At 43.1% G+C, this 20523-nt stretch carries 16 protein-coding genes and 1 riboswitch; of the genes, 4 read left to right on the top strand and 12 right to left on the bottom strand.

Annotated features, from left to right (window positions below; genetic code table 11):
• Positions 1-39 precede the first annotated feature (39 nt).
• Entirely contained in the window at positions 40-747 is a 708-nt protein-coding gene (locus BGP76_RS03520; RefSeq protein ID WP_119843615.1) for an SIMPL domain-containing protein, read from the top strand.
• Positions 748-772: 25 nt separating this feature from the next.
• On the opposite strand, the gene BGP76_RS03515 is transcribed toward BGP76_RS03520, so the two are convergent.
• On the bottom strand, positions 773-1840 hold the full coding sequence (locus tag BGP76_RS03515; RefSeq protein WP_119843614.1) for a ferredoxin--NADP reductase: 1068 nt from the start codon (positions 1838-1840) through the stop codon (positions 773-775).
• Between the two features lie 480 nt (positions 1841-2320).
• A riboswitch (SAM riboswitch) is annotated at positions 2321-2443 on the top strand.
• 48 nt (positions 2444-2491) lie between these two features.
• On the opposite strand from BGP76_RS03515, the gene BGP76_RS03510 reads away from it, so the two are divergent.
• The 3 genes from BGP76_RS03510 to metF all read left to right on the top strand — a co-directional run bounded on the left by BGP76_RS03510 (position 2492) and on the right by metF (position 7314).
• Positions 2492-3484, top strand: a complete 993-nt coding sequence (locus BGP76_RS03510) for a homocysteine S-methyltransferase family protein (protein ID WP_119843613.1) — start codon at positions 2492-2494, stop codon at positions 3482-3484.
• A 98-nt stretch (positions 3485-3582) separates the two neighbouring features.
• Positions 3583-6312, top strand: coding sequence for a methionine synthase (gene metH / locus BGP76_RS03505; RefSeq protein WP_119843612.1), 2730 nt, complete (start codon positions 3583-3585; stop codon positions 6310-6312).
• A gap of 45 nt (positions 6313-6357) precedes the next feature.
• A complete protein-coding gene (gene metF, locus BGP76_RS03500; RefSeq protein WP_073119260.1) occupies positions 6358-7314 on the top strand; it encodes a methylenetetrahydrofolate reductase [NAD(P)H] in 957 nt (318 codons plus the stop codon).
• A 39-nt stretch (positions 7315-7353) separates the two neighbouring features.
• Here metF and BGP76_RS03495 read toward each other — a convergent pair whose 3' ends face one another.
• The 11 genes from BGP76_RS03495 to BGP76_RS03445 all read right to left on the bottom strand — a co-directional run bounded on the left by BGP76_RS03495 (position 7354) and on the right by BGP76_RS03445 (position 20504).
• Positions 7354-8406 carry an LD-carboxypeptidase gene (locus BGP76_RS03495; RefSeq protein ID WP_119843611.1) on the bottom strand — a complete coding sequence of 351 codons (1053 nt, stop codon included), beginning with the start codon at positions 8404-8406 and terminating at the stop codon, positions 7354-7356.
• Positions 8407-8716: 310 nt separating this feature from the next.
• A complete protein-coding gene (locus tag BGP76_RS03490; protein ID WP_073119270.1) occupies positions 8717-9082 on the bottom strand; it encodes a response regulator in 366 nt (121 codons plus the stop codon).
• Between the two features lie 4 nt (positions 9083-9086).
• Entirely contained in the window at positions 9087-9914 is an 828-nt protein-coding gene (locus tag BGP76_RS03485) for a protein-glutamate O-methyltransferase CheR (protein ID WP_119843610.1), read from the bottom strand.
• 39 nt (positions 9915-9953) lie between these two features.
• Positions 9954-10589, bottom strand: a complete 636-nt coding sequence (locus BGP76_RS03480) for a hypothetical protein (protein ID WP_073119272.1) — start codon at positions 10587-10589, stop codon at positions 9954-9956.
• 24 nt (positions 10590-10613) lie between these two features.
• Complete coding sequence (locus tag BGP76_RS03475; RefSeq protein ID WP_073119274.1) at positions 10614-12395, bottom strand: chemotaxis protein CheA; 1782 nt, start codon at positions 12393-12395, stop codon at positions 10614-10616.
• An 11-nt stretch (positions 12396-12406) separates the two neighbouring features.
• Complete coding sequence (cheB, locus tag BGP76_RS03470; RefSeq protein ID WP_158584028.1) at positions 12407-13441, bottom strand: chemotaxis-specific protein-glutamate methyltransferase CheB; 1035 nt, start codon at positions 13439-13441, stop codon at positions 12407-12409.
• A gap of 11 nt (positions 13442-13452) precedes the next feature.
• Positions 13453-14460 carry a chemotaxis protein CheW gene (locus BGP76_RS03465; protein WP_119843609.1) on the bottom strand — a complete coding sequence of 336 codons (1008 nt, stop codon included), beginning with the start codon at positions 14458-14460 and terminating at the stop codon, positions 13453-13455.
• Positions 14461-14465: 5 nt separating this feature from the next.
• Positions 14466-15215: a ParA family protein gene (locus BGP76_RS03460; RefSeq protein ID WP_073119279.1), complete on the bottom strand. Its 750-nt coding sequence runs from the start codon at positions 15213-15215 to the stop codon at positions 14466-14468.
• Positions 15216-15227: 12 nt separating this feature from the next.
• The gene (locus tag BGP76_RS03455) at positions 15228-18587 is read right to left on the bottom strand and encodes a methyl-accepting chemotaxis protein (protein WP_119843608.1); all 3360 of its coding nucleotides are present in this window, start codon (positions 18585-18587) and stop codon (positions 15228-15230) included.
• An 8-nt stretch (positions 18588-18595) separates the two neighbouring features.
• Positions 18596-19189: a chemotaxis protein CheW gene (locus BGP76_RS03450; protein ID WP_073119282.1), complete on the bottom strand. Its 594-nt coding sequence runs from the start codon at positions 19187-19189 to the stop codon at positions 18596-18598.
• 46 nt (positions 19190-19235) lie between these two features.
• Positions 19236-20504: a response regulator gene (locus tag BGP76_RS03445; RefSeq protein ID WP_158584026.1), complete on the bottom strand. Its 1269-nt coding sequence runs from the start codon at positions 20502-20504 to the stop codon at positions 19236-19238.
• Positions 20505-20523 lie beyond the last annotated feature (19 nt).

Genomic DNA, 20523 nt, shown 5'->3' with positions numbered 1-20523 from the left:
GTTCTTGCGTTTAAACTCACATAATAAAAACACATTATCATGAAACATATACTCACTACCCTCCTGTGTCTCAGCATCGGGCTGATGGCTCAGGCACAAACCGAATCAATCATACAGGTAACAGGTCAATCAGAAGTAGCGACCAATCCGCAAATAGCCGTGTTCACCTACCGAATCTCTGCCAATGAAAAGAACTATGACACTGCTGTAGAAACCATGAATACGAGAGTCAACAGTCTCATCGGTCAACTCAAAAAATCGGGCTTTAAAGAAGAGGAAATCAAAACGTCACAGTTCAACATCCGAGAAAGCAAAATCTACAACCAAGGAAAAGTCAGTGGTGAAGAATACATCGCGAGTCAAACCCTAGTTGTCAAATTCGCCTATGATGTCAAAAAACTTCTGAATGTGCTCAATACCACGACAGCAAAAGAGTCTGCACCAAACCTCTCGATTTCCTTCGAATTATCAGAGGCACAAAAAGAACTCACCAGAACCGTACTCCTCAAAGCAGCAATAAAAGATGCACTCGAACAAGCGGAAATACTGTCTCTACAAGCAGGCTATGAAATCAAAGGGGTAAAGGAGATCAGTCATTATGCAAACAATGCACAACCCATGGCCAAAACAATGGAGTTTGATATGGTGAGAAGCATGGCAGACAGCAACACCTCCAGCTACCAACCCTCAGACATGGTGGTCACAGATCAAGTCTCTGTTACTTACATTATCGTAAAGAAGTCTTAAATCTGAATTCCATGATTCTATAGCATCACTTGGGATCATCCAGTATCCGTACTACTACATTGTTGGTGACCGGATAACTGACACAAGATAAGATCATGTTTTGGGCGACTTCTGACTCGTCCAGGACATGATCTTTTGGCATATACACTTCGCCAGATTCACATACTGCCTTGCAGCCCCCGCAGATACCATCTTTGCAGACATAGGGCAGATCCAGCCCCTCATCCAATGCTGCATTTAAGATACTTCGGTTGGCTTTTACCGTAATCATATTCGTGGCACCTCCATGAATCAGTCGAATATCTCGATTCTGAACCAAAGCCACCTTAGCCCGTGCCTCATGTATGGATACCTGCTGGCTATAGCGTTCTATAAAAATATTAGAACGAGGCACTCCAGACATGAGCAGACCTGCCTCTGCTTCTATCATCATACCAGAGGGGCCGCAGATATAACAATAGGTATGTCCAAAAGGGAATTTAGGGACAAGTTTTAGCAACTCAGGGACTTGCCCTCGTTCTACTCGACCCTTTCGATAGGACTGCTTTGTCCCAGGGTCTTCCAGAATATGTACCAGATTCAATCGATCCTTAAAATCAAACTTGAGATCCTTCAGTTCCTCATTGTAGATAATAGACTCTTCGTCACGATTACCATAAAACAACGAGACAATACTCTTTGGTTCCAGATTTAAAACAGTCTTTAGAATAGACATGAGTGGTGCGATTCCACTCCCCCCTCCAAACAAAAGTATATGGCGTTTGTTCTCAGGATCAGGAGTAACAGTGAATTCTCCCTGCGGATGCAGTACTTTGATCCTATTTCCTACCTTGACCGTCTCAAACAATTGGCTAGACACATCTCCATCGTTCAACCTCTTGACCGTGATACTCAATTCTTCCTCTATACCTGGGGCACTATTGAGAGAAAAACACCTGCGCTCCATCTGACCACCTATTTCCACTAGAGCAGTCAAGTACTGTCCTGCCGAATACTTCAGCTTCCAGAACAGCGGTTGTTTGAAAAAAACAGTTATTGCATCATGGGTCTCTTGTACCACGCGTTCCACTTTCAACTTTGATATCTTCTCCATTTCTTTCTATATAAAAAGATCGATTCCTACACTAAGGATAATCATTTATCATTAGAATAAGAACCGATCCTCACCTTGATTGGTGAATTTCCCTCATGTCATTTGAACAAATCTTACACTTGCATAAAGGCCAACATGACAACTGTGTAAGCTATTAACATGATAACAATTTTAGTTTTGGCTTTATCCATATTGAAAAGTTTAAGTGAATAGTTCGGTATACTTTAATGACTTTTTCGATCATCTATTGAATACAAAGGTAACCGTAGGCAGGTCTGGAAAGAAGAGATATAAACAGACAACAGCCTGCTTTTTGTCATAAAATAAAATTCCTCAAAAACCAGCGCTGAATTGCACCAAGAATTACGAATTCTCCCAAAACAAAGGGACAATTCATCAACCTCACTAAACTGCACCAAAACACCTTTGGGCTTTTAGCTCATTGCCTTGATACTCTATCAAAAAGCCCTATCTTTGCAGCACTTATCAAGAAAGATCGAGGGACTGGGCCCGAAGACATCTTGGCAACATATCCATAGCCGCAATATTGGATGTTGTGCCAACTCCCATTCTAGATGCGAATATCTGGATATAAGATAGGTATTCATCGAACGATATTTTTCTAGGTAAGTAGTTGATTAAACTATAGATATGAACATTAGAGATATTCTCAAGAGCAGAATATTGATATTGGATGGAGCCATGGGGACCATGATTCAGCGGTATCAATTGGAAGAAAAAGACTTCAGAAACGAAGAACTAAAAGATCATCCCGTCCCTCTCAAAGGCAACAATGATTTGCTATCCATCACCCGGCCAGACATCATCAAAGCCATCTGCTCTGACTATCTCGAAGCTGGTGCAGACATCATAGAGACCAACACCTTTGGGAGTACATGGGTGGCACAGGCTGATTATCAGCTAGAAGACTGGGTCTACCGTATCAACTACGAATCTGCCAAAATCGCCAAAGAAGTAACCGATGAATTCACAGCCAAAGACCCCAGCAAACCACGCTTTGTCGTAGGATCTATGGGACCTACCAACCGGCTGGCATCTATGTCTCCAGACGTAAATAATCCAGGGTTTAGAGCCATCACTTACGATCAATTGTTGGAGGCATTTACCGAGCAGGCCAAGGCTCTACTTGACGGAGGTGCAGACCTCCTACTCGTGGAAACCATCACCGACACCCTCAACTCCAAAGCAGCACTGATGGCTATCGACCGCATAGCCGAAGCGCGCGGCATCAAGATACCGATCATGGTATCAGGTACAATCACTGATGCAAGTGGTAGAATCCTATCAGGCCAAAACACAGAGGCCTTTTTGATCTCTGTATCACACTTAGACCTCCTCAGTGTAGGTCTCAACTGTGCACTCGGCGCGAGAGAATTGAAACCTTACCTCAGTACGCTATCAAGTAAGTCAACCTTCAACATCAGCGCACACCCTAACGCCGGACTACCCAACGAGTTTGGAGAGTACGATGAAACGCCTGAGGACATGGTCGATCAGATCAAAGAGTTCCTCGACGATGGACTGATCAACATCATCGGAGGCTGCTGTGGCACGACTCCTGAGCACATCAAGGCCATCGCAGAACTGGCTGCTAAATATGAACCGAGACAATTAACTCAGTGATAACCCAGCTCTTTAGCCAAAACCTAGAGCCGTTTCAAAAAAAAGAATAAATCCATGGCATTGGGGACACCCAAAGACCATCGACTAAATAAAAATATATGGACTTAATCATTCATCCCGATTACCCTGGCAAGTACCAATACAAGTGGCACGAATACGAGCCGATGAAACTCAGCGGATTAGAACCCCTAGTCGTTACACCTGACATGAACTTCATCAACGTCGGCGAGCGTACCAATGTAACAGGCTCTAGGATGTTTCTTCGTCTCATCAAAGAAGAGAAATTCGAAGAAGCACTCGCTGTAGCACGCAACCAAGTCGAAGGAGGCGCGCAGATCATCGATGTAAACATGGATGAAGGGATGCTCGAAGGAGCTGAAACCATGACCAACTTCCTCAACCTGATGGCTTCTGAGCCAGATATTGCACGAGTACCGGTCATGATTGATTCGTCCAAGTGGGAAATCATCGAAGCGGGATTAAAATGTACCCAAGGTAAGTCTGTAGTCAACTCTATCAGTCTCAAGGTCGGCGAAGAAGAATTCATCCGACAGGCCAAACTTGTCAAGCAGTACGGAGCAGCCGTAATCGTCATGGCCTTTGACGAAGATGGACAAGCCGACAACTATGAGCGACGCGTCGAGATCGTCAAGCGATCTTATGAACTGATGGTTGGTCCAAAAATTAATTTCAAGCCAGAAGACATCATCTTTGACCTCAACATCTTCCCTGTCGCTACAGGGATGGAAGAGCACAGGCAAAACGCCATGGACTTCTTTAAAGCGACACGTTGGGTAAGAGAAAACCTCCCTGCTGCACACGTCAGCGGTGGGGTGAGTAATGTCTCGTTCTCTTTTCGAGGCAACAACCCCGTACGTGAAGCCATGCATTCTGCATTTCTCTATCACGCCATTGGTCAAGGCATGGACATGGGGATCGTTAACCCTGCCATGTTGGAGATATACGACGACATCCCGAAAGATCTGCTAGAACATGTCGAGGACGTATTACTTGACCGCAGAGATGACGCGACGGAGCGTTTATTAGACTTTGCAGAGTCCTTTATCGGTGCAGAAAAGAAAGAAAAGAAAAACGACGAATGGCGTTCTTTGCCAGTGGGCAAAAGAATCGAACACGCCCTTGTCAAAGGAATCGTGGAATTCATCGATGAGGATACCGAAGAAGCTCGCCAGTCGCTAGACAAGCCACTACACGTCATCGAAGGTCCACTCATGGACGGTATGAATGTCGTAGGCGATCTGTTCGGCGAAGGAAAAATGTTCTTGCCTCAAGTAGTCAAAAGTGCCAGAGTTATGAAAAAGGCAGTTGCCTATTTGACTCCCTACCTCGAAGCAGAAAAAGCAGAAGGTGATGCTAAAAATGCCGGGACTGTCCTACTCGCTACTGTCAAAGGCGATGTACACGATATTGGCAAAAACATCGTCGGAGTAGTCATGGCCTGCAACAACTACGAGATCATAGACATGGGCGTCATGGTCCCCAACGAAAAGATCCTCGCCAAAGCCAAAGAAGTCAATGCAGACATCATAGGCCTAAGTGGACTCATCACTCCGTCACTAGACGAAATGGTTGATTTTGCGAAGCTCCTCGAAAAAGAGGGCGCTAGCTACCCACTACTGATCGGTGGTGCGACTACTTCGCGTATTCACACAGCTGTCAAAGTAGACCCGTGCTATAGTGGCCCAGTGATCCACGTCCTCGATGCGTCACGGAGTGTACCTGTCGCAGGTGATCTCCTTAGCGGAAAGAAAGAGGCCTTTGTCGCCAAAACCAAACAAGAATACCTCGAAGCACGAGAAAATCATGCGGGGAGAACCAAGGATAAAAACTACATCAAGTGGCCAGAGGCGAAAGCCAATCACTTTCAGATTGACTGGGAGACCACTCCTATCACCGAGCCCAAGTTCATCGGCAACAAGACCTTCAACAACTATCCATTAGAAGAAATCAGAAAGTTCATCGACTGGACACCCTTCTTCCAGACGTGGATGCTCAAAGGCAAGTATCCTAAAATCCTACAAGACGAGGTGATCGGTACCGAGGCGACCAAGCTCTACGAAGATGCCAACAAGATGCTCGATGATGTGATCGCCAAAAGAAGCCTACAGGCCAACGGCGTGATCGGTATCTACCCAGCTATCAACACAAACGGGGATGACATAGAAATATCAGATCGCGAAGGAAAAGCAGTCACCACTTTCCACTTTTTGCGTCAGCAAGGGAAGAAAGGAAAGAACATCGCCAATCTATCGCTGGCTGATTTTGTAGCGCCGAAAACTTCAGGTCGCCAAGATTACATGGGGGGCTTTGCCGTCACCACAGGTATCGGGATCGAAAAACTCATCGAGCAGTTCGAGAAAGATCATGACGACTACAACGTCATCATGATCAAAGCTGTAGCGGATCGATTGGCAGAGGCATTTGCCGAACTGATGCACGCCAAAGTCAGAAAAGAACTGTGGGCCTATGCCCCAGATGAATCGCTCGAAAACGATGCGCTGATCTCAGAAAAATACAAAGGCATACGTCCTGCACCTGGCTACCCTGCCTGTCCAGACCATACCGAAAAGCCTATTCTATTTGATCTGCTCAATGCAGAAAAAGAAACAGGCATCATCCTGACTGAGTCTAACGCCATGTACCCAGCTTCATCCGTGAGTGGATTCTATTTCGCCAACGAGCATTCGAAATACTTCGGATTGGGGAAAATCGAAAAAGATCAAGTAAAAGACTACGCCGCAAGAAAAGGGTTGACGCTAGAAGAAGCAGAAAAATGGCTTTCGCCAAATCTCGCTTATGATGCCTAGTTTTGCCCTATTACCTATTAAAGAATAACGATTAACAAACAACCTATGAAGGTTACCGAACATATTAAAAACGCCAACGGGAAGACACTCTTTTCACTTGAGATCATCCCTCCCAAAAAAGGCGAAAACGTACAGACCATATTCAATCACCTCGATCCTTTGATGGAGTTCAATCCACCGTTTATCGACGTGACCTACCACCGAGAAGAATACGTCTACAAAAAGCATCCGAGCGGGCTACTAGAAAAGAAAACAACCCGCAAGCGTCCAGGCACAGTAGGCATCTGTGCAGCGATCCGTCATCGCTATGATGTAGATCCAGTGCCGCATATCATATGTGGTGGTTTCTCTAAGGAAGAAACCGAAAACGCGCTAATCGATCTAGATTTCTTGGGGATAGACAATGTCCTTTTGCTACGTGGAGACGCTATCAAATCCGAAGGGAAATTCATCCCTCAGAAAGATGGCAACAACTATGCGATCGACCTACTACATCAGGTCGATGGACTCAACAAAGGAGTCTACCTTGACGACAGTTTGGACGATCCTACACCGACTGATTTTTGTATTGGTGTAGCGGGTTATCCTGAGAAACACTTCGAAGCACCCAACCTAGAAATGGATCTTGACTTCTTGAAACAGAAAGTAGAAGCGGGTGCAGAATACATCGTGACTCAGATGTTCTTTGACAATGAGAAATACTTTGAGTTTGTAGATCATTGCCGTGAGATGGGGATCAATGTACCAATTATCCCAGGGCTTAAGCCCATTGCTACGAAAGCCCAATCCACCATACTACCGAGTATTTTTCACATCGACCTGCCTGTAGAACTAAGTGAAGCACTGCAGCAATGCAAGGACAATAAACAAGCAAAAGAAATAGGGATAGAATGGGGTATCAAACAATCCAAAGAGCTCATGGAGCGAGGTGTACCTGTACTCCACTATTACTCGATGGGCAAATCAACGAGTGTCCAAAAAATAGCTGAGGCAGTTTTTTAGCATAAAACACTAGCTCCTCATGAAAGGTACATCGATCTACTAGCAGACCGCAGTCTCTAGCAAGGTCAGTGTACCTTTTTTTGAATCCATCTTCGCTTCTATTCCTATTGGGAGTGTACTATTGTCATCGATATGTCCAATCGGTAGCCCATAAATCACTGGCACGTTCAACTCGCCCAAACGATCCTTTAGCACTTTGGTGAGCGTCACGTAGTGATCATCATCCACTCCACCAGATTTAGCCCTGCAGCTCGCAAACACGCCTAATACCACGCCAGCACACGCATCCAGCTTACCACTGTTCAGCAACTGGGTCAACATCCGATCCACGCGATAAAGGGACTCCCCTACCTCTTCCAGAAAGACGATTTTGTTTGTGTAGTCCACATCATACGGCGTGCCCAGCATGGAACATACGATACTCAGATTCCCTCCTATCAGCTGCCCCTTCGCTACTCCATCCACCAAACGCATGTACTGGTAGGATTCGGCTGACTTTTCTTCCCAAGTCAGTGGTCGCTTGATGACCGCACGATCACCCGCCATCAATACCCGCTGCGCATCGGTAGTGGTATGGATAGAAAATTCAGAAGACGCTACTGGCCCATGAAAACACACCAAACCGGTCTGTTGATAGATGGCGTAATGCAACGCTGTAATATCACTAAACCCCAACAAGACCTTAGGATTCCTTTTGATCAAATCATAATCAAGCATCTGTAACAGTCTACCCGTTCCATAGCCGCCACGCGCACAGACTATACCATCCACGTCAGGATTGCTAAACATCTCATGAAGATCATCGACACGTTGCTGATCAGTCCCCGCGACAAAACCCGTTCTCACATTGTAGTTCTTAGATTTGACGACCTTAAAGCCTAGTGCCTTCATATTGGCTTCAGCCTTAGCTTCCGCATCCCCGACTAAAGCACTCCCTGGCGTGACCAATCCAACGGTATCCCCCACTGCCAAGGCTTTAGGCTTAATGATGGGCAACTCACCCTGCTGAGACCTGGCTTCTACACTTTGGTAAGGCAACACACTCGCTCCAGCCAACACTGCAGAACGCCCTATAAACTTTCTTCGATTCATACGATTTTGGATATTGTCCTTTTGGTTCTACCTGTAATTTTAACCTGAATTGTGCAATTCAGTAGTTAATCGTTAAAAAGACGAGGGTTAAAACCTTTGAACCTCTCTTTCTCAACCTCTTCATTCCATCTGACAAGTTTGGTAAATCCAGTTTTTTTTTGCGCCCAACTTTACAGACTAGTCCGCTCCACATACACATCGTCATAACGCAAAAAACCCTACCCATAAGGTAAGGTTTCGCATAAAGTCATTCACCTGCAAACATACGTTGCAGGTGTCCATTCCTTTTTCTAAGACCTCTATAACTATCTTAGCTACCTATGTGCTTCTTGACCACATCTACTAAGTCATCCGCCGTAAAAGGCTTCACAATATAATCAGATGCTCCTAACTCTATCCCTTCATTGATCACTGATTGCTGCCCCACAGCACTCACCATGATCACTTTAGACTCTAGACCCTCGTCCATCAATACTCTCAATATGTCCGTCCCAATCATATCTGGAAGAATATTGTCAAGCGTGATAAGATCAGGCTTCAACTCCATCGCTAGATCGATCGCAGTCTCTCCATTCGGAGCTTCCCCTACTATTTCGAATCCTTCGTTAGATAATGCATCCTTGATTAGTGTGCGCATGTACATAGAGTCGTCTACTACTAATATTCTCTTGCTCATAAGCTCAATATTTATTTATTTTCTTTTTGTAAATTCTTGTTCTAACATCATAAGTATCAAATATCTGTTTGCCACCATCTGGCATGATATCATAATACCCTATTACCAAGTAACCACCCTCGTTCAAACAATCATTGAACAAGTTTAGCACTTTTAACTTCAAAGTCTCGTCAAAATATATCATTACATTTCGACAAAATATTATATCAAATTTTTCATGGACATGATCTTGTACCAAGTTGTGTTTTTTGAAAGTAATATGCCTTTTATAATCCTGCCGGATCACGGCATCTTTCTCTTGAAACTCGAAAAAATCATCCATTTTCCGTTTTGGATAAAATTCCAGAAATGGCTTTAGATATTGTTTCATAATCAAGAGTGAATACACCCCGTTCTTTGCTTTATTCAGTGCTGCATCACTCAAATCGGTTGCTAGCGATTTGGTCTTGTAAAGCATCCCTTTTTCATCTAAAACCATACTCATGGTGTACACTTCCTCTCCGGTAGAACATCCCGCATGCCAGATTTTGAGTTGAGACTTATTTTTGAACTTGTCCAAAATATTATCTCTAATCATGATCCATGCATCTGGATTTCTAAACAGCTCAGTCAGATTGACCAATAAGTCATCTATCCCATCTAAGAAAAACTGTTTATCCTTCAATATCCGAGACCATAACTCCAGCATAGATCCAATCTTATGTTTCATCATGAGTCGAACGATACTTCGTTTGAAGGATTTTTTTTCATAGTTTGTAAAATCCAAACCGTATCTATTCTTCATCGCCTGCATCAAAGCATTCAACTCTTCATCGGATATACTTTCTACCACGGGCTACAGGTTAGTTTACAGTTTGTACTATTGAATAAATTATAACGAGGCAAATTCTTTCGATTTTTCACTCTTAGAAAACTCAGAGATCAAATCCATGAACCTGTCCTGGAAGAGCCACACAAACTCTGTGAATATGTTCAATTCGGGAACGTGATACACAGTCCTCAAAATATTGGTAGAGCTATGATCTACAGATTCGGTATCGATGTGTCCGTTGGCCTCCTCGGCTTTCATAGTCGTCAGAATCGGCACATTGCCATAGACTTCCAGATTGAGATAGTTGGCCAACTGTGTCACTACAGAGCCTGCTACCATGTTGTCAATCTCCGTCATGAACTCCAACTTCATCAACCTACTCTGAGAGTTGTTGGCTTCCATGATATCTGGAGGCAAACACTTGGTTTGAATTTTGAGAACATCTTCTTCAGAAAAAATGAGGTGACAAAACCCTTTCAAGTCTCCCACTAGCTCCGTCTTTAATAAATAAAGCTTATGGTCTTCTTTGTTCGTATACTGATTGACACCCTTTACACTGGGTACTCCCATTTCTACGCTTTTCATCACCACCGGACTGCCTACCATCATCTCTAAGGACAACGCTCCTTTGGCAAGCCCCAGCTTCATCAGCCTTTCTGCTATGCCTTTTTCATTTTCAGTCAAATCGCTAAACATCCTGTTTATGGTTTTTGTAAAACATTAATTCATTGTTGCATTTTGAGTCATTGTCTTGAATAACAACTCTGTAATGGCTCCCACATCTACGATTAGGCACACCTTCCCATTGCCTAATATAGTCGTACCACTCAATAATTTAACTCTATCAAGCGGTCGAGCCAATGATTTTTCTAAAATCTCCTTTTGTTGCAACAGTTTGTCTACTACGAGTCCAACTAATTTACCCATATATGAGACAACTATCACATCCAAAACTGCATTATCTTCCAATTGATCGAAACTGCGATGCAGCGCTCCTGTCTCAGACAGGTCGGTCAATTGTTTGGTATTGAGAAAATCCTTCAAAAATACGACTGATATCGTATCCTCCAGATAATTGGCCATCAGACCATCTCCTATTTTATGTATTTCATCTTTCGGCAGAGAGATCACTGCGTCCGTATACGTCAATGGCACGGCGTATTCATGATGATTAATCTCAAAAAGCAGTGCTCCTTTGAGTGCCATTGACGAAGGCAGAATCAAACTAATCGTCGACCCTTTGCCAACCTCTGTAGATACCGACAGCTGTCCTCCGATCGACTCAGTAGCCTTTTTGACGACATCCATCCCTACACCTCTACCAGATATTTCTGTAATCTTCTCCGCATTAGAAAACCCAGGCTCGAAGATATACATAATGATCTCTTTCTCACTAAGCTTATCAGCTATCTCCTTGCTCACGAGCCCCTTCTCAATCGCTTTCTTTTTGATAATAGCCGCATCTATGCCATTGCCATCATCACTGACTTCTATCACGACGTTGTCCCGCTCGTAGCGACCATTCAAAGTCACTGTGCCTGCTGCAATTTTACCTTTTGATTTTCTCTTTTCCTCCCCTTCTATCCCGTGACTCACGGCATTTCTCACGAGGTGTATCATGGCATCACTCATGATTTTAAGGATATTTCTATCGATCTCTACGTCTGCCCCTTTGATAACTAGGTCCACCTGCTTGTTTTCGATATGTGCCACGTCGCGCACGATACGGTGAAACTTATTGAACAGAAAACCGACCTGCACCATGCGAGCATTCATCACACTGTATTGCAAATCTGACGAGATCCGCTGCAGTCCTTCAAACTCAGACGCTCGACTGCCATTCTGGCTACTAATACTGATTAGACGATCACGCTCGATGGTCAACTGCCCCACGAGATTCATGAGCTCATCCATCTTCTTGACAGGAATCTGAATTACATCGGTAAAAGTAATGCTAGGTTGCTCGTCAGGTTGCGCCTTACTTTCAGCATTTTCATTATCTTTATCGGATTCAGAAGAAGGAGAAGACTCCGTAGATCCTGATTCTATAGCAGTAGAATGTTCCACTGGATCTGGAGCCTTCTTCTCTTCCTGATTATTTTCTTGAATGGGTGCTTGGGTCACGTTTTTCATGATCACACCCAGTTTGGTCTTTATTCCCAAATAGCTCACCTTGGCTCCAGACTTTAGAGCATCGATGAGCGCTCCTAGCTTGTCATTGGCCGTAAATAAACTTTCGAACAGCTCTCTGTTCAGCGTCATATCACCGCTTTTCACCGCTCCCATGACATCTTCCATGATATGAGATAGCTTAGCGATATCATCAAAGCCCATGCCCATGGCATTCCCTTTGATGGTATGGGTGATTCTGAAAATAGAATCTATGGCACCCTGATTGCCGTGATCTTTTTCTAAGTCAGTAAATAACTTATTAAGTTCCTCAAAGCTCTCTGTGGCTTCTTGATGAAATAAATCGCGATATTGTTGTTCCTTCGAATCCAAGTTTCTTCTGTTTATAAGCTATTCACTAAAAAACCTCCTATTTCCTTGATGTCAACCGATCGATCGACAACCTTTTGCTCTACAGCCGCCTTAGGCATTCCGTAGATCACGCATGACTTTTCGCTCTGAGCTATGGTAAACCCACCGTACTTTTTGATTTCCTTCATCCCTAGCATCCCATCTTTCCCCATCCCAGTCAAGATCACTCCGATACTTTTGTCTTTATAGGCTTCAGCTACCGACAGCATCAGGGCATTGATAGAGGGGTTATTATACTCTGGGAAGACCTTGTCGGTAAAATCAATCACTACACCTCCTCCGCGTTTTTTAGTCACTATCATATTAGACTCTCCTGGTGCCACGATGATCGTTCCTGCTTTTGGGCGCATATTGGCCTGTCCTACTTCTATCTTGAGAGGTGACATACCATTGAGTCGCTTGACAAACGAGGGTATAAAATTAGGCGGCATGTGCTGACAAATCAACACGGGGACATTAAGGTTGCCCGGCAAGGAGTTGATCACCTTCTCAATGGCACTAGGCCCTCCTGTCGAAGCGCCAATGACGATCACATCATACTTCCGCTTATCACTAAATGTATGCTCATAGGTATTAACCTTGGCATGTGGATTAGGAATAGCACCCGCATTGGCTCGCTTGGCACTTTTTATCTTTTGTAGCAGTTCTACTTCTATATTTCGAAGTTTAGAATTCCCTTTTTGTGGCTTGTTTAGGTAGTCTACTGCTCCTAAATCCAAGGCATCAAATATGGGTTGCAAATTGGTATTACCTATCGAGCTCAGGATAATGATGGGCAGAGGAGATTCTTCCATGATGCGTTTGACCGCATATAGGCCATCATACTCTCCCATATTCATATCTAGCAATAAGACATCAGGTTTTAACTCTGCAACCTTAAGCGCAGCATCTTTGCCATCTACGGCAGTTCCTACTACCTCGACGCTACCGCTTTCGCTCAATATGTCAGAGATTAAAAGTCTCATAAATCCTGAATCATCCGCTACTACTACTCGAATCTTATTCAATGTCATTCGGTTTAGGCTTGCCCAACTAAAGATTGGGAAATAATACTTACTTCGTCTTCTTGAACGAGCTCTGCTATATCTATAAAAATGATCATATCCTCGCTGGTATTAATGATCCCCTTGATATAGGTCTCATCTAATGAGGTATTTCGCAACAGTCCAGACGAGCTGACAATATCATCACCAGACACTTTGACTGACAGAGGTACTTCATCTACCAAAATCCCTGCTTTAAAGTCTTTATTTTGAATCACTAATATGAATTCTTTCAGTTCTTCAGAGGTCTCTATCCCGAACTTTAGTCCAAGGTCTAAGACCACCATCACTGTACCACGGACATTGCTAATCCCTTTGATAAAATTAGGAGCATGTGGAATTTTAGAAACCTTAGGCGTATGGACAACCTCTTTGATTCTATCGATTTCAATGGCATACTTTTCCCCACCCATCTTGAACACGATCAACTGGACACTCTTGCCTGCATAGCTCTTGATCTCCTGATCAAATTTGGCTTTCAGTCTCTTCTTTGCTTGATACTCCTCTTCAGTCAGATACTTAACTGTCCCGATTTTCTGACGAAGTAAATCTATCCCTTGTGCCTGTGGAGGTTTTGCTAAACGCTGCTCTCTCTCTATAGAAACGACACCCGGAACTATGTCTACTGGTGATTCCTGCTTTTCGTCAACCACTGTTGGAGCTACAGACTGAAGCTCTTTTTTTGTCTCAGTTTGAGGAACTTCAGGTTGTTTGACCGGCTTTTTCACATCTTTTTTGACGGAGCTTACTTTTTTAGCCGACACCTTTTCTTTGGCAGACTCAGTCTTTTTAACAGGAGTCTTGACAGCCTTGGGTGTAGTTTTAGCCTTTATCTTTTCATTTACTTTTGATTTAGAAGCTGCCTTTTTCGCTTTAGCCTTTGGCTTAGCTGCGGACTTAACTGTCGGTTTAGCCACAGTTTCTTCTCCCTTCTTCTCAGAAGGAATCAATGTATCTTTCTTTAAGTTCTTCCCTAGTGGCATGGCTGCTAGTTCTTGGTTAATTTTAAGATTTCTTTAGCAAACTGACGATAGTCCTCAGCTCCATTGGAGTTAGGCGAATAGCTCAACACACTCTCACCAAATGATGGTGCTTCGCTTACTCTAACATTACTTCTGATTTTACTCTCAAAGAGATTCAAATCATAATTTTCTTCAATATAATCGTAAATCTCTCTACTAAGATTTCTCCGTCCATCTACCATCACGGGTAATAAACCGAGTATCTCCAACTTGTCGTTAAGTACCTCCTTGATCCGAGCAACACTGCTAACAATCTGATCGAGTCCCTGAAGGCTTAATACCTCCATCTGTAGGGGTACAATCACCCTTTCGGTAGCCGTTAGTGCATTGACTGTCAGTAATGACAAAGACGGTGGGCAATCTATCACTATATAGTCATAGTCTGCTTCTACCTCTTCTAGTGCCTTTTTCAAAACAGATTCTCGCTGCTCGATACTGGCTATATTGATCTCAACATCTGCCAAACTCATATCTGAGGGCGCAACAGACAGCCCTTCACGCTCCTGCAATATATCTGCTATTTTAGCTTCCTGCATCATCACATCAGCCATCGTCAATTCAGGAGCAGTCACTCCTAACCAATAACTCAAATTCCCTTGAGGGTCTAGGTCAATCAATAGCACTTTTTTCTTCGTCTGTGCCAGTGCACATCCCAAGTTCACTGAAGTAGTGGTCTTGCCTGTTCCTCCTTTTTGATTGATGACTGTAATTATCATGGTTAGCCGTTATTACTTACTCAATTTATTTTTCATCCCTTCTGTGATCTCACGAGAAATCCCCATTGTACCTATCACCTTCCCGTCAACATCCATTAGCGGCACTTTGGTATTTGTCACATAGATTATTTCGCCACTTGGCAAACGGTTCTCACTGATGTCATTTTCTACTCCCTTACCTGATTTTATGATCTTTTGCTCATGCTCAAACCATTCCTGAGCTAAATCCTTATCATAATAATCAAAATCAGATTTACCTATGACCTCATCCTTATCATTCAGCCCGACTAATTTGGCGACAGTCTTACTCGCACGAATAAATTTACTATTCAAATCCTTGAAATAAATCGCATCAGGCATATACTCTAGTAGCGAATCCAGCAACGATTTCTCCTTTTGATAAGCCGCTTCCTTCTCTTTTAACTCTTGTGCTTGTTTATCAAACTTAATCTCTGAAGCTTTCAACTCCGTGACATCCCTAGTAATACCAAAGGTCCCCACTATGTTACCATCCAGATCTATCAAAGGCATCTTGGTAGTAGAACCATAGCTGACTTTACCACCTTGCATATCCTCTTTTTGGATTTGATTGAGCAATGGTTGACCTGTTTGAATGATTTTTTGTTCATCATCATAGGCTTGTTTAGCATGCTCTCCAAAGTAATCAAAATCACTCTTGCCTACTAACCCCTTCGGGTCATCTAACCCAAACTGCTTAGCATGAGACACACTATTTCTGATAAACTTGCTATCAAGATCCTTGAAATAAATGGTGTCAGGCATATAATTCAGTAAAGCATCAAGGAGATACTTCTCTTTTTCATAGGCCTCTTTCATCTTAAAGATTGCCGTATTTTCAGTGGCTGTACCAGACAACTTCACCATACTGATGCCATCTTTTAGCTTCTCTGCAATCTCTGATAGTTTCAGAGACTTCTCATTGTAAGTCTCCATACCTGATGACAGCTCGGTCGCTGAACTTGCCACCTCCTCTGTACCCGCAGCAGTTTGCTCTGCAATCACAACGACACCTTCTATTATCGAGACTACATTGTTTATCCCTTCAGTCTGACTCTTAGCTGAGTTCAATATTTCTTCAGAATAGCTCAAGGTAGAGTTTGAGGAATCCAATATCTCGGTAAACACACTCGCTGCTTCTTTAGAGGTTTCTTCCCCACTCTGAACACTACTAATCATCACCTCGATTACTTTGGTCGCCTCTAGTGTATCCGCCTGAACATCGGTAACTAGTTTTTCAATCTCCTGTGCTGATTTCCTTGAACCTTCGGCTAGTTTCCTAATCTCTTCTGCAACCACAGCAAAACCTCTACCTGCATCTCCAGCCTGAGCTGCCTCAATCGCCGCATTCAAGGCCAAAAGATTGGTCTGAGATGCGATATCAGTTATCACACCCAACACTCTTGCGATTTCCTTAGATCGGTCAGCCAGCACCTTGATCGAATCATTGGTCTGACTAGAAAAAGCTGAGATATCTCCCATGTTGTACATCACACGGTTGACCATTTCCTTACCTTTTTCGCTGCTGATTAATCCCGCTTTAGCTGCTTCATTAATCGTTTCAGCTTTTTGCCCCATCTCATTCGATGATGTCAAAATTGCCTCAATCAGATTAGATGACTCATCTACCTTGGACACTTGAGTCTGTGCTCCGTGGCTCATTTGCGATATCGCTGAAGCGATCTCTCGCGTATTGGTACTCATCTCCTCACTAGACCCCCTCATTTCCGCTGATGACTCTTCTACAAAAATGGCACTCTGTGCAATCTGATGCATCAATCCATCTAGATTCTCCAAGGCCAAGTTCATGTTATCAGCCATTTTTTTGATATCTCCTTTTGCAGCATCTGAATAGCGCAAGGTTAAATCTCCTGCGGCCATCGCTCCCAAAAGACGGTTAAATCTCATGAGTGGTTTGTAGAATGACTCTATCAGATTATTGACTCTTTCGCCAAGTCCTGACCAAGCACCTACTTTAGTTTCAGTATTGATTCTAGCAGACAGATTCCCCTCTTCGCCTGCTTCATAAATAACTGTATTAATGTCTTCCAAAGCTTCACGAAGATTGCCACGCATCATCAATAAAGCATGCCCCAGTTCATCTTTTTCACCAGAAGGCGTATACTCTCTATCCAAGTCTCCCTGTCCGATCGCCTTGGCAAAATCGGTCTTACCTCTCAGGTCATATATTAGCTTATTCATGAGAGACTGCATCTGACTCAGTTCATTATTTTTATCATCGATCTCTAAGTCGCTACTATCCAACTGTCCCACAGATAAATTTTGTAAGACACGGTGGGTTCGTTCTATCGCTACTGTGATCTGATTCGAATAATTATAAACAATGTAAGTCAGCAGAATCATCCCCAATATCCCGACGATAATTGTGTTTCTGAGCGTAGATACAAATGATGCGGTAATCGCAGTATAGGGCACTACTGTCACAACAAACCACGGCTCTTCAGATCTGCCTATATTTAGTGCTGACAGTGCTACGTATATTTTATCTCCCAACACCTCATCATATACCGTAAATGAGGCAAAGTCTGAGTCTTGAATTAGATCTGACATGCGAAAATCCAATGATTGATTAATAGGGAGATCGTCAATATTAGTATTGATCAATGAATCCTGAGGGTACGACACCAATGTACCATCATAAGCTGCCAAAAAGGTATATCCTCCTTCAAAACCATTCAATTGAGACATCTCCTTAAATTCATTCAAAGACATGTCAGAGCCTATCATCCCCATGTAGTTACCCATATCATCAACAATAGGTACAATAGGAGAAGTACCCAATATCAAATCATTAGAGTTTACATCATAGGAGTCATAAGTATACGGGGGGGATATGGTCTCCTTCTTTTTGATTTTGGTATCGAGGTACAAACTCCCCTGATCATCACCGTCCAGATTCAACATAGTGATCGTGGTATTTCTCTGACCATTTTCTAAATAACATGTGGTACGCTCTCTACCATAAGGTTTTGTCCAAGTGGTATCTATGGCTGTTAATTCCCAGCTTAGCCAAGTCGACTCATAGAGTGGGTATTCTTCCAATACACTAAACATCAAGTCCTCTTGAAGTGCTTTTCGTTCGTCAGCAGGTCGAGTAGCATAAGACTCAATGATAACTGCCATCGCTCTAATAGAAGACATCACATCATTTAGCTGAGCCTTGATCTCGTTGGATTTCTCCTTGGCCACCGAGTTAAGAAGCTGTTCAGCATCATGAATAGACTTCTCTCTCATGTTGTACCCTACGTATGTCAAGGTCACTGCATAAATCCCTATCGCAACACCGAGTACGAGGAATATTAGTTTCCCCCGAATGTTCATGTCTTTTAACATATAATCTATTATTTCTCTCCTAAATCTTCATTTTTCATTATGTCAAGCATATCAATCCAAACCACAATTTTTTGATTACGTCTAATGATACCTTTAACATAATTCAATCCAAGTGTCGACTGATTGATGATATTGGTGGCCTGCGTAATTTCACTCTCCTTTACCATCATAGTATTAGGTACAGCCTGCACACTAATCGCAAATTTCAAATCCTCGCTCTTCATGACCAGTACAAACTTTCCTTCCGTCCTTTCATGCTTCAGTCCGAATCGGAGTGCCAAATCAATGATTGCCAGAACATTCCCTCTTACATTCGCTACCCCCTTGACAAAATCAGGTACCTGAGGCACGGGTGCTATCGTAGGGCATGGCACGACCTCCTTGATTTGATCAATCGAAACCGCGTACTCTTCATCTCCCACGCTAAAGGCCACCAACATATAAGTCTCCTCATGTTCGGTAATATCTCGCCCCTGACCATCATCATTCATCTCTTTCACAGCCTGAGCAGTGTCATTGATCAATTTTAGCCTTTCGTCATCCGACAGTGCTCGTTTTGCAGACACTTGACTCTCACTTTGGGTAGCTATTTCGTTGCTCATTTTGTCAGATTGATATTAATACTTCTTGATTTAAATTCCTTGCTGCTTAAATTTTCAAACCTATCACGCTCCTATACCCATAGTCTGAGAACATCTTAGACTGCATGCCAAATGGCAGCTTGTGCACCTCACTCAACAGCATCTTCAATGCGCCTGCGTCTTCTCGTTTTTCATTCGTTTCTTCGAGAATATTGACGGGTACGATGTACAGTGCTTTGATATTCTCGCCAGACACCGTATTGACATCATACTCTATGTCCTTACCAGGCACCATCACTTCCTGATTACCTGCCAGAGTCTTAAACTCATTTCTATCATTGAGAAAAAACACATCGTGATAAGCAGCAGAATGCGTCAGCTTGTCCTGTTTCTTATCATATACATTCACTGCTATCTCTAGTGGACAAGTTGTCTCAGTCTTTTGTCCCAAAAACCTCACATATATTCTAGTGGAGAGTTTCTTGAGAATCAAATCTGATTTAGTGCAATTCTCTTTGTAGACAATCTCAGTCAGCATAGCACTCACGAAAGAATTGAGTGCTAAAGCCTCTCTGGTATGGGTCTTCGAAAAAAACGAGGCAATAACCAATTGATCATTACACTCTCCAAACCAATATCCATTTTGATTGACACGGTTCTTATCATAGACGATAAAAGCATCTTCTGTATATAGCTTGAGTTCATGCTGGTTAGGTAACATAGAGTCCTTCAGGCTCAGGAGATAATTAATTCCTCCATCCATAAATTCGGACTTCTTGGTCTTTGACTCTTTTACCAGGCTATTGATATCATTTTTGAGTTGCTTAGACTCGCTAGTTTCCACCAGAGACATGGTTGACTCGAGCAGGTCAATTCCTGTATCTTGACTTTTGACAGCAGGCCGCGGTTTCTTTGCCACAGCTTTTTCTGCTAGACGCTCTTCTTTTTTCTCAAAGGCTACATCGATTTCTTTACGGAGCGTTTCGGGATCCCATGGTTTTTTCAAAAATCGGTGTAGCCCTACTTTTTTCTTCACTTCACTGATATCCTCTTCATCACTAAACCCCGTCATGATCATCCGTATAATATCAGGATACATCGGTACGATTTTCAACAATAAATCAGACCCGTTCATACGAGGCATACACTGATCCGTCATAATCAAATCGACTGTATTCTGTGATAGCACTTGCTGTGCCTCGAACGCATCGATAGCTGTTAAGACATGATAAAACTTACCAAAGTTCCTATTGAATACGCGCAGATTCACTTCTTCATCATCCACATACAGTACTGTGTACTTCTTATCTACGTCCGTTTTATATGATTTATTCAACAAGTCCTCCACGTTGTAT

The sequence above is a fragment of the Reichenbachiella sp. MSK19-1 genome (assembly GCF_003590315.1).
Classification (GTDB): Bacteria; Bacteroidota; Bacteroidia; order Cytophagales; family Cyclobacteriaceae; genus Reichenbachiella; species Reichenbachiella agariperforans.
The sequence above is the reverse complement of the archived record's forward strand: the minus strand, read 5'-3'. Positions and strand labels throughout refer to the sequence as shown.

Excerpts from the sequence above, each read along its gene's own strand:
- BGP76_RS03520 (WP_119843615.1), top strand. The coding sequence starts at position 40 with ATGAAACATATACTCACTACCCTCCTGTGTCTCAGCATCGGGCTGATG.
- BGP76_RS03515 (WP_119843614.1), bottom strand. The coding sequence starts at position 1,840 with ATGGAGAAGATATCAAAGTTGAAAGTGGAACGCGTGGTACAAGAGACC.
- BGP76_RS03510 (WP_119843613.1), top strand. The coding sequence starts at position 2,492 with ATGAACATTAGAGATATTCTCAAGAGCAGAATATTGATATTGGATGGA.
- metH (WP_119843612.1), top strand. The coding sequence starts at position 3,583 with ATGGACTTAATCATTCATCCCGATTACCCTGGCAAGTACCAATACAAG.
- metF (WP_073119260.1), top strand. The coding sequence starts at position 6,358 with ATGAAGGTTACCGAACATATTAAAAACGCCAACGGGAAGACACTCTTT.
- BGP76_RS03495 (WP_119843611.1), bottom strand. The coding sequence starts at position 8,406 with ATGAATCGAAGAAAGTTTATAGGGCGTTCTGCAGTGTTGGCTGGAGCG.
- BGP76_RS03490 (WP_073119270.1), bottom strand. The coding sequence starts at position 9,082 with ATGAGCAAGAGAATATTAGTAGTAGACGACTCTATGTACATGCGCACA.
- BGP76_RS03480 (WP_073119272.1), bottom strand. The coding sequence starts at position 10,589 with ATGTTTAGCGATTTGACTGAAAATGAAAAAGGCATAGCAGAAAGGCTG.
- BGP76_RS03465 (WP_119843609.1), bottom strand. The coding sequence starts at position 14,460 with ATGCCACTAGGGAAGAACTTAAAGAAAGATACATTGATTCCTTCTGAG.
- BGP76_RS03460 (WP_073119279.1), bottom strand. The coding sequence starts at position 15,215 with ATGATAATTACAGTCATCAATCAAAAAGGAGGAACAGGCAAGACCACT.
- BGP76_RS03455 (WP_119843608.1), bottom strand. The coding sequence starts at position 18,587 with ATGTTAAAAGACATGAACATTCGGGGGAAACTAATATTCCTCGTACTC.
- BGP76_RS03450 (WP_073119282.1), bottom strand. The coding sequence starts at position 19,189 with ATGAGCAACGAAATAGCTACCCAAAGTGAGAGTCAAGTGTCTGCAAAA.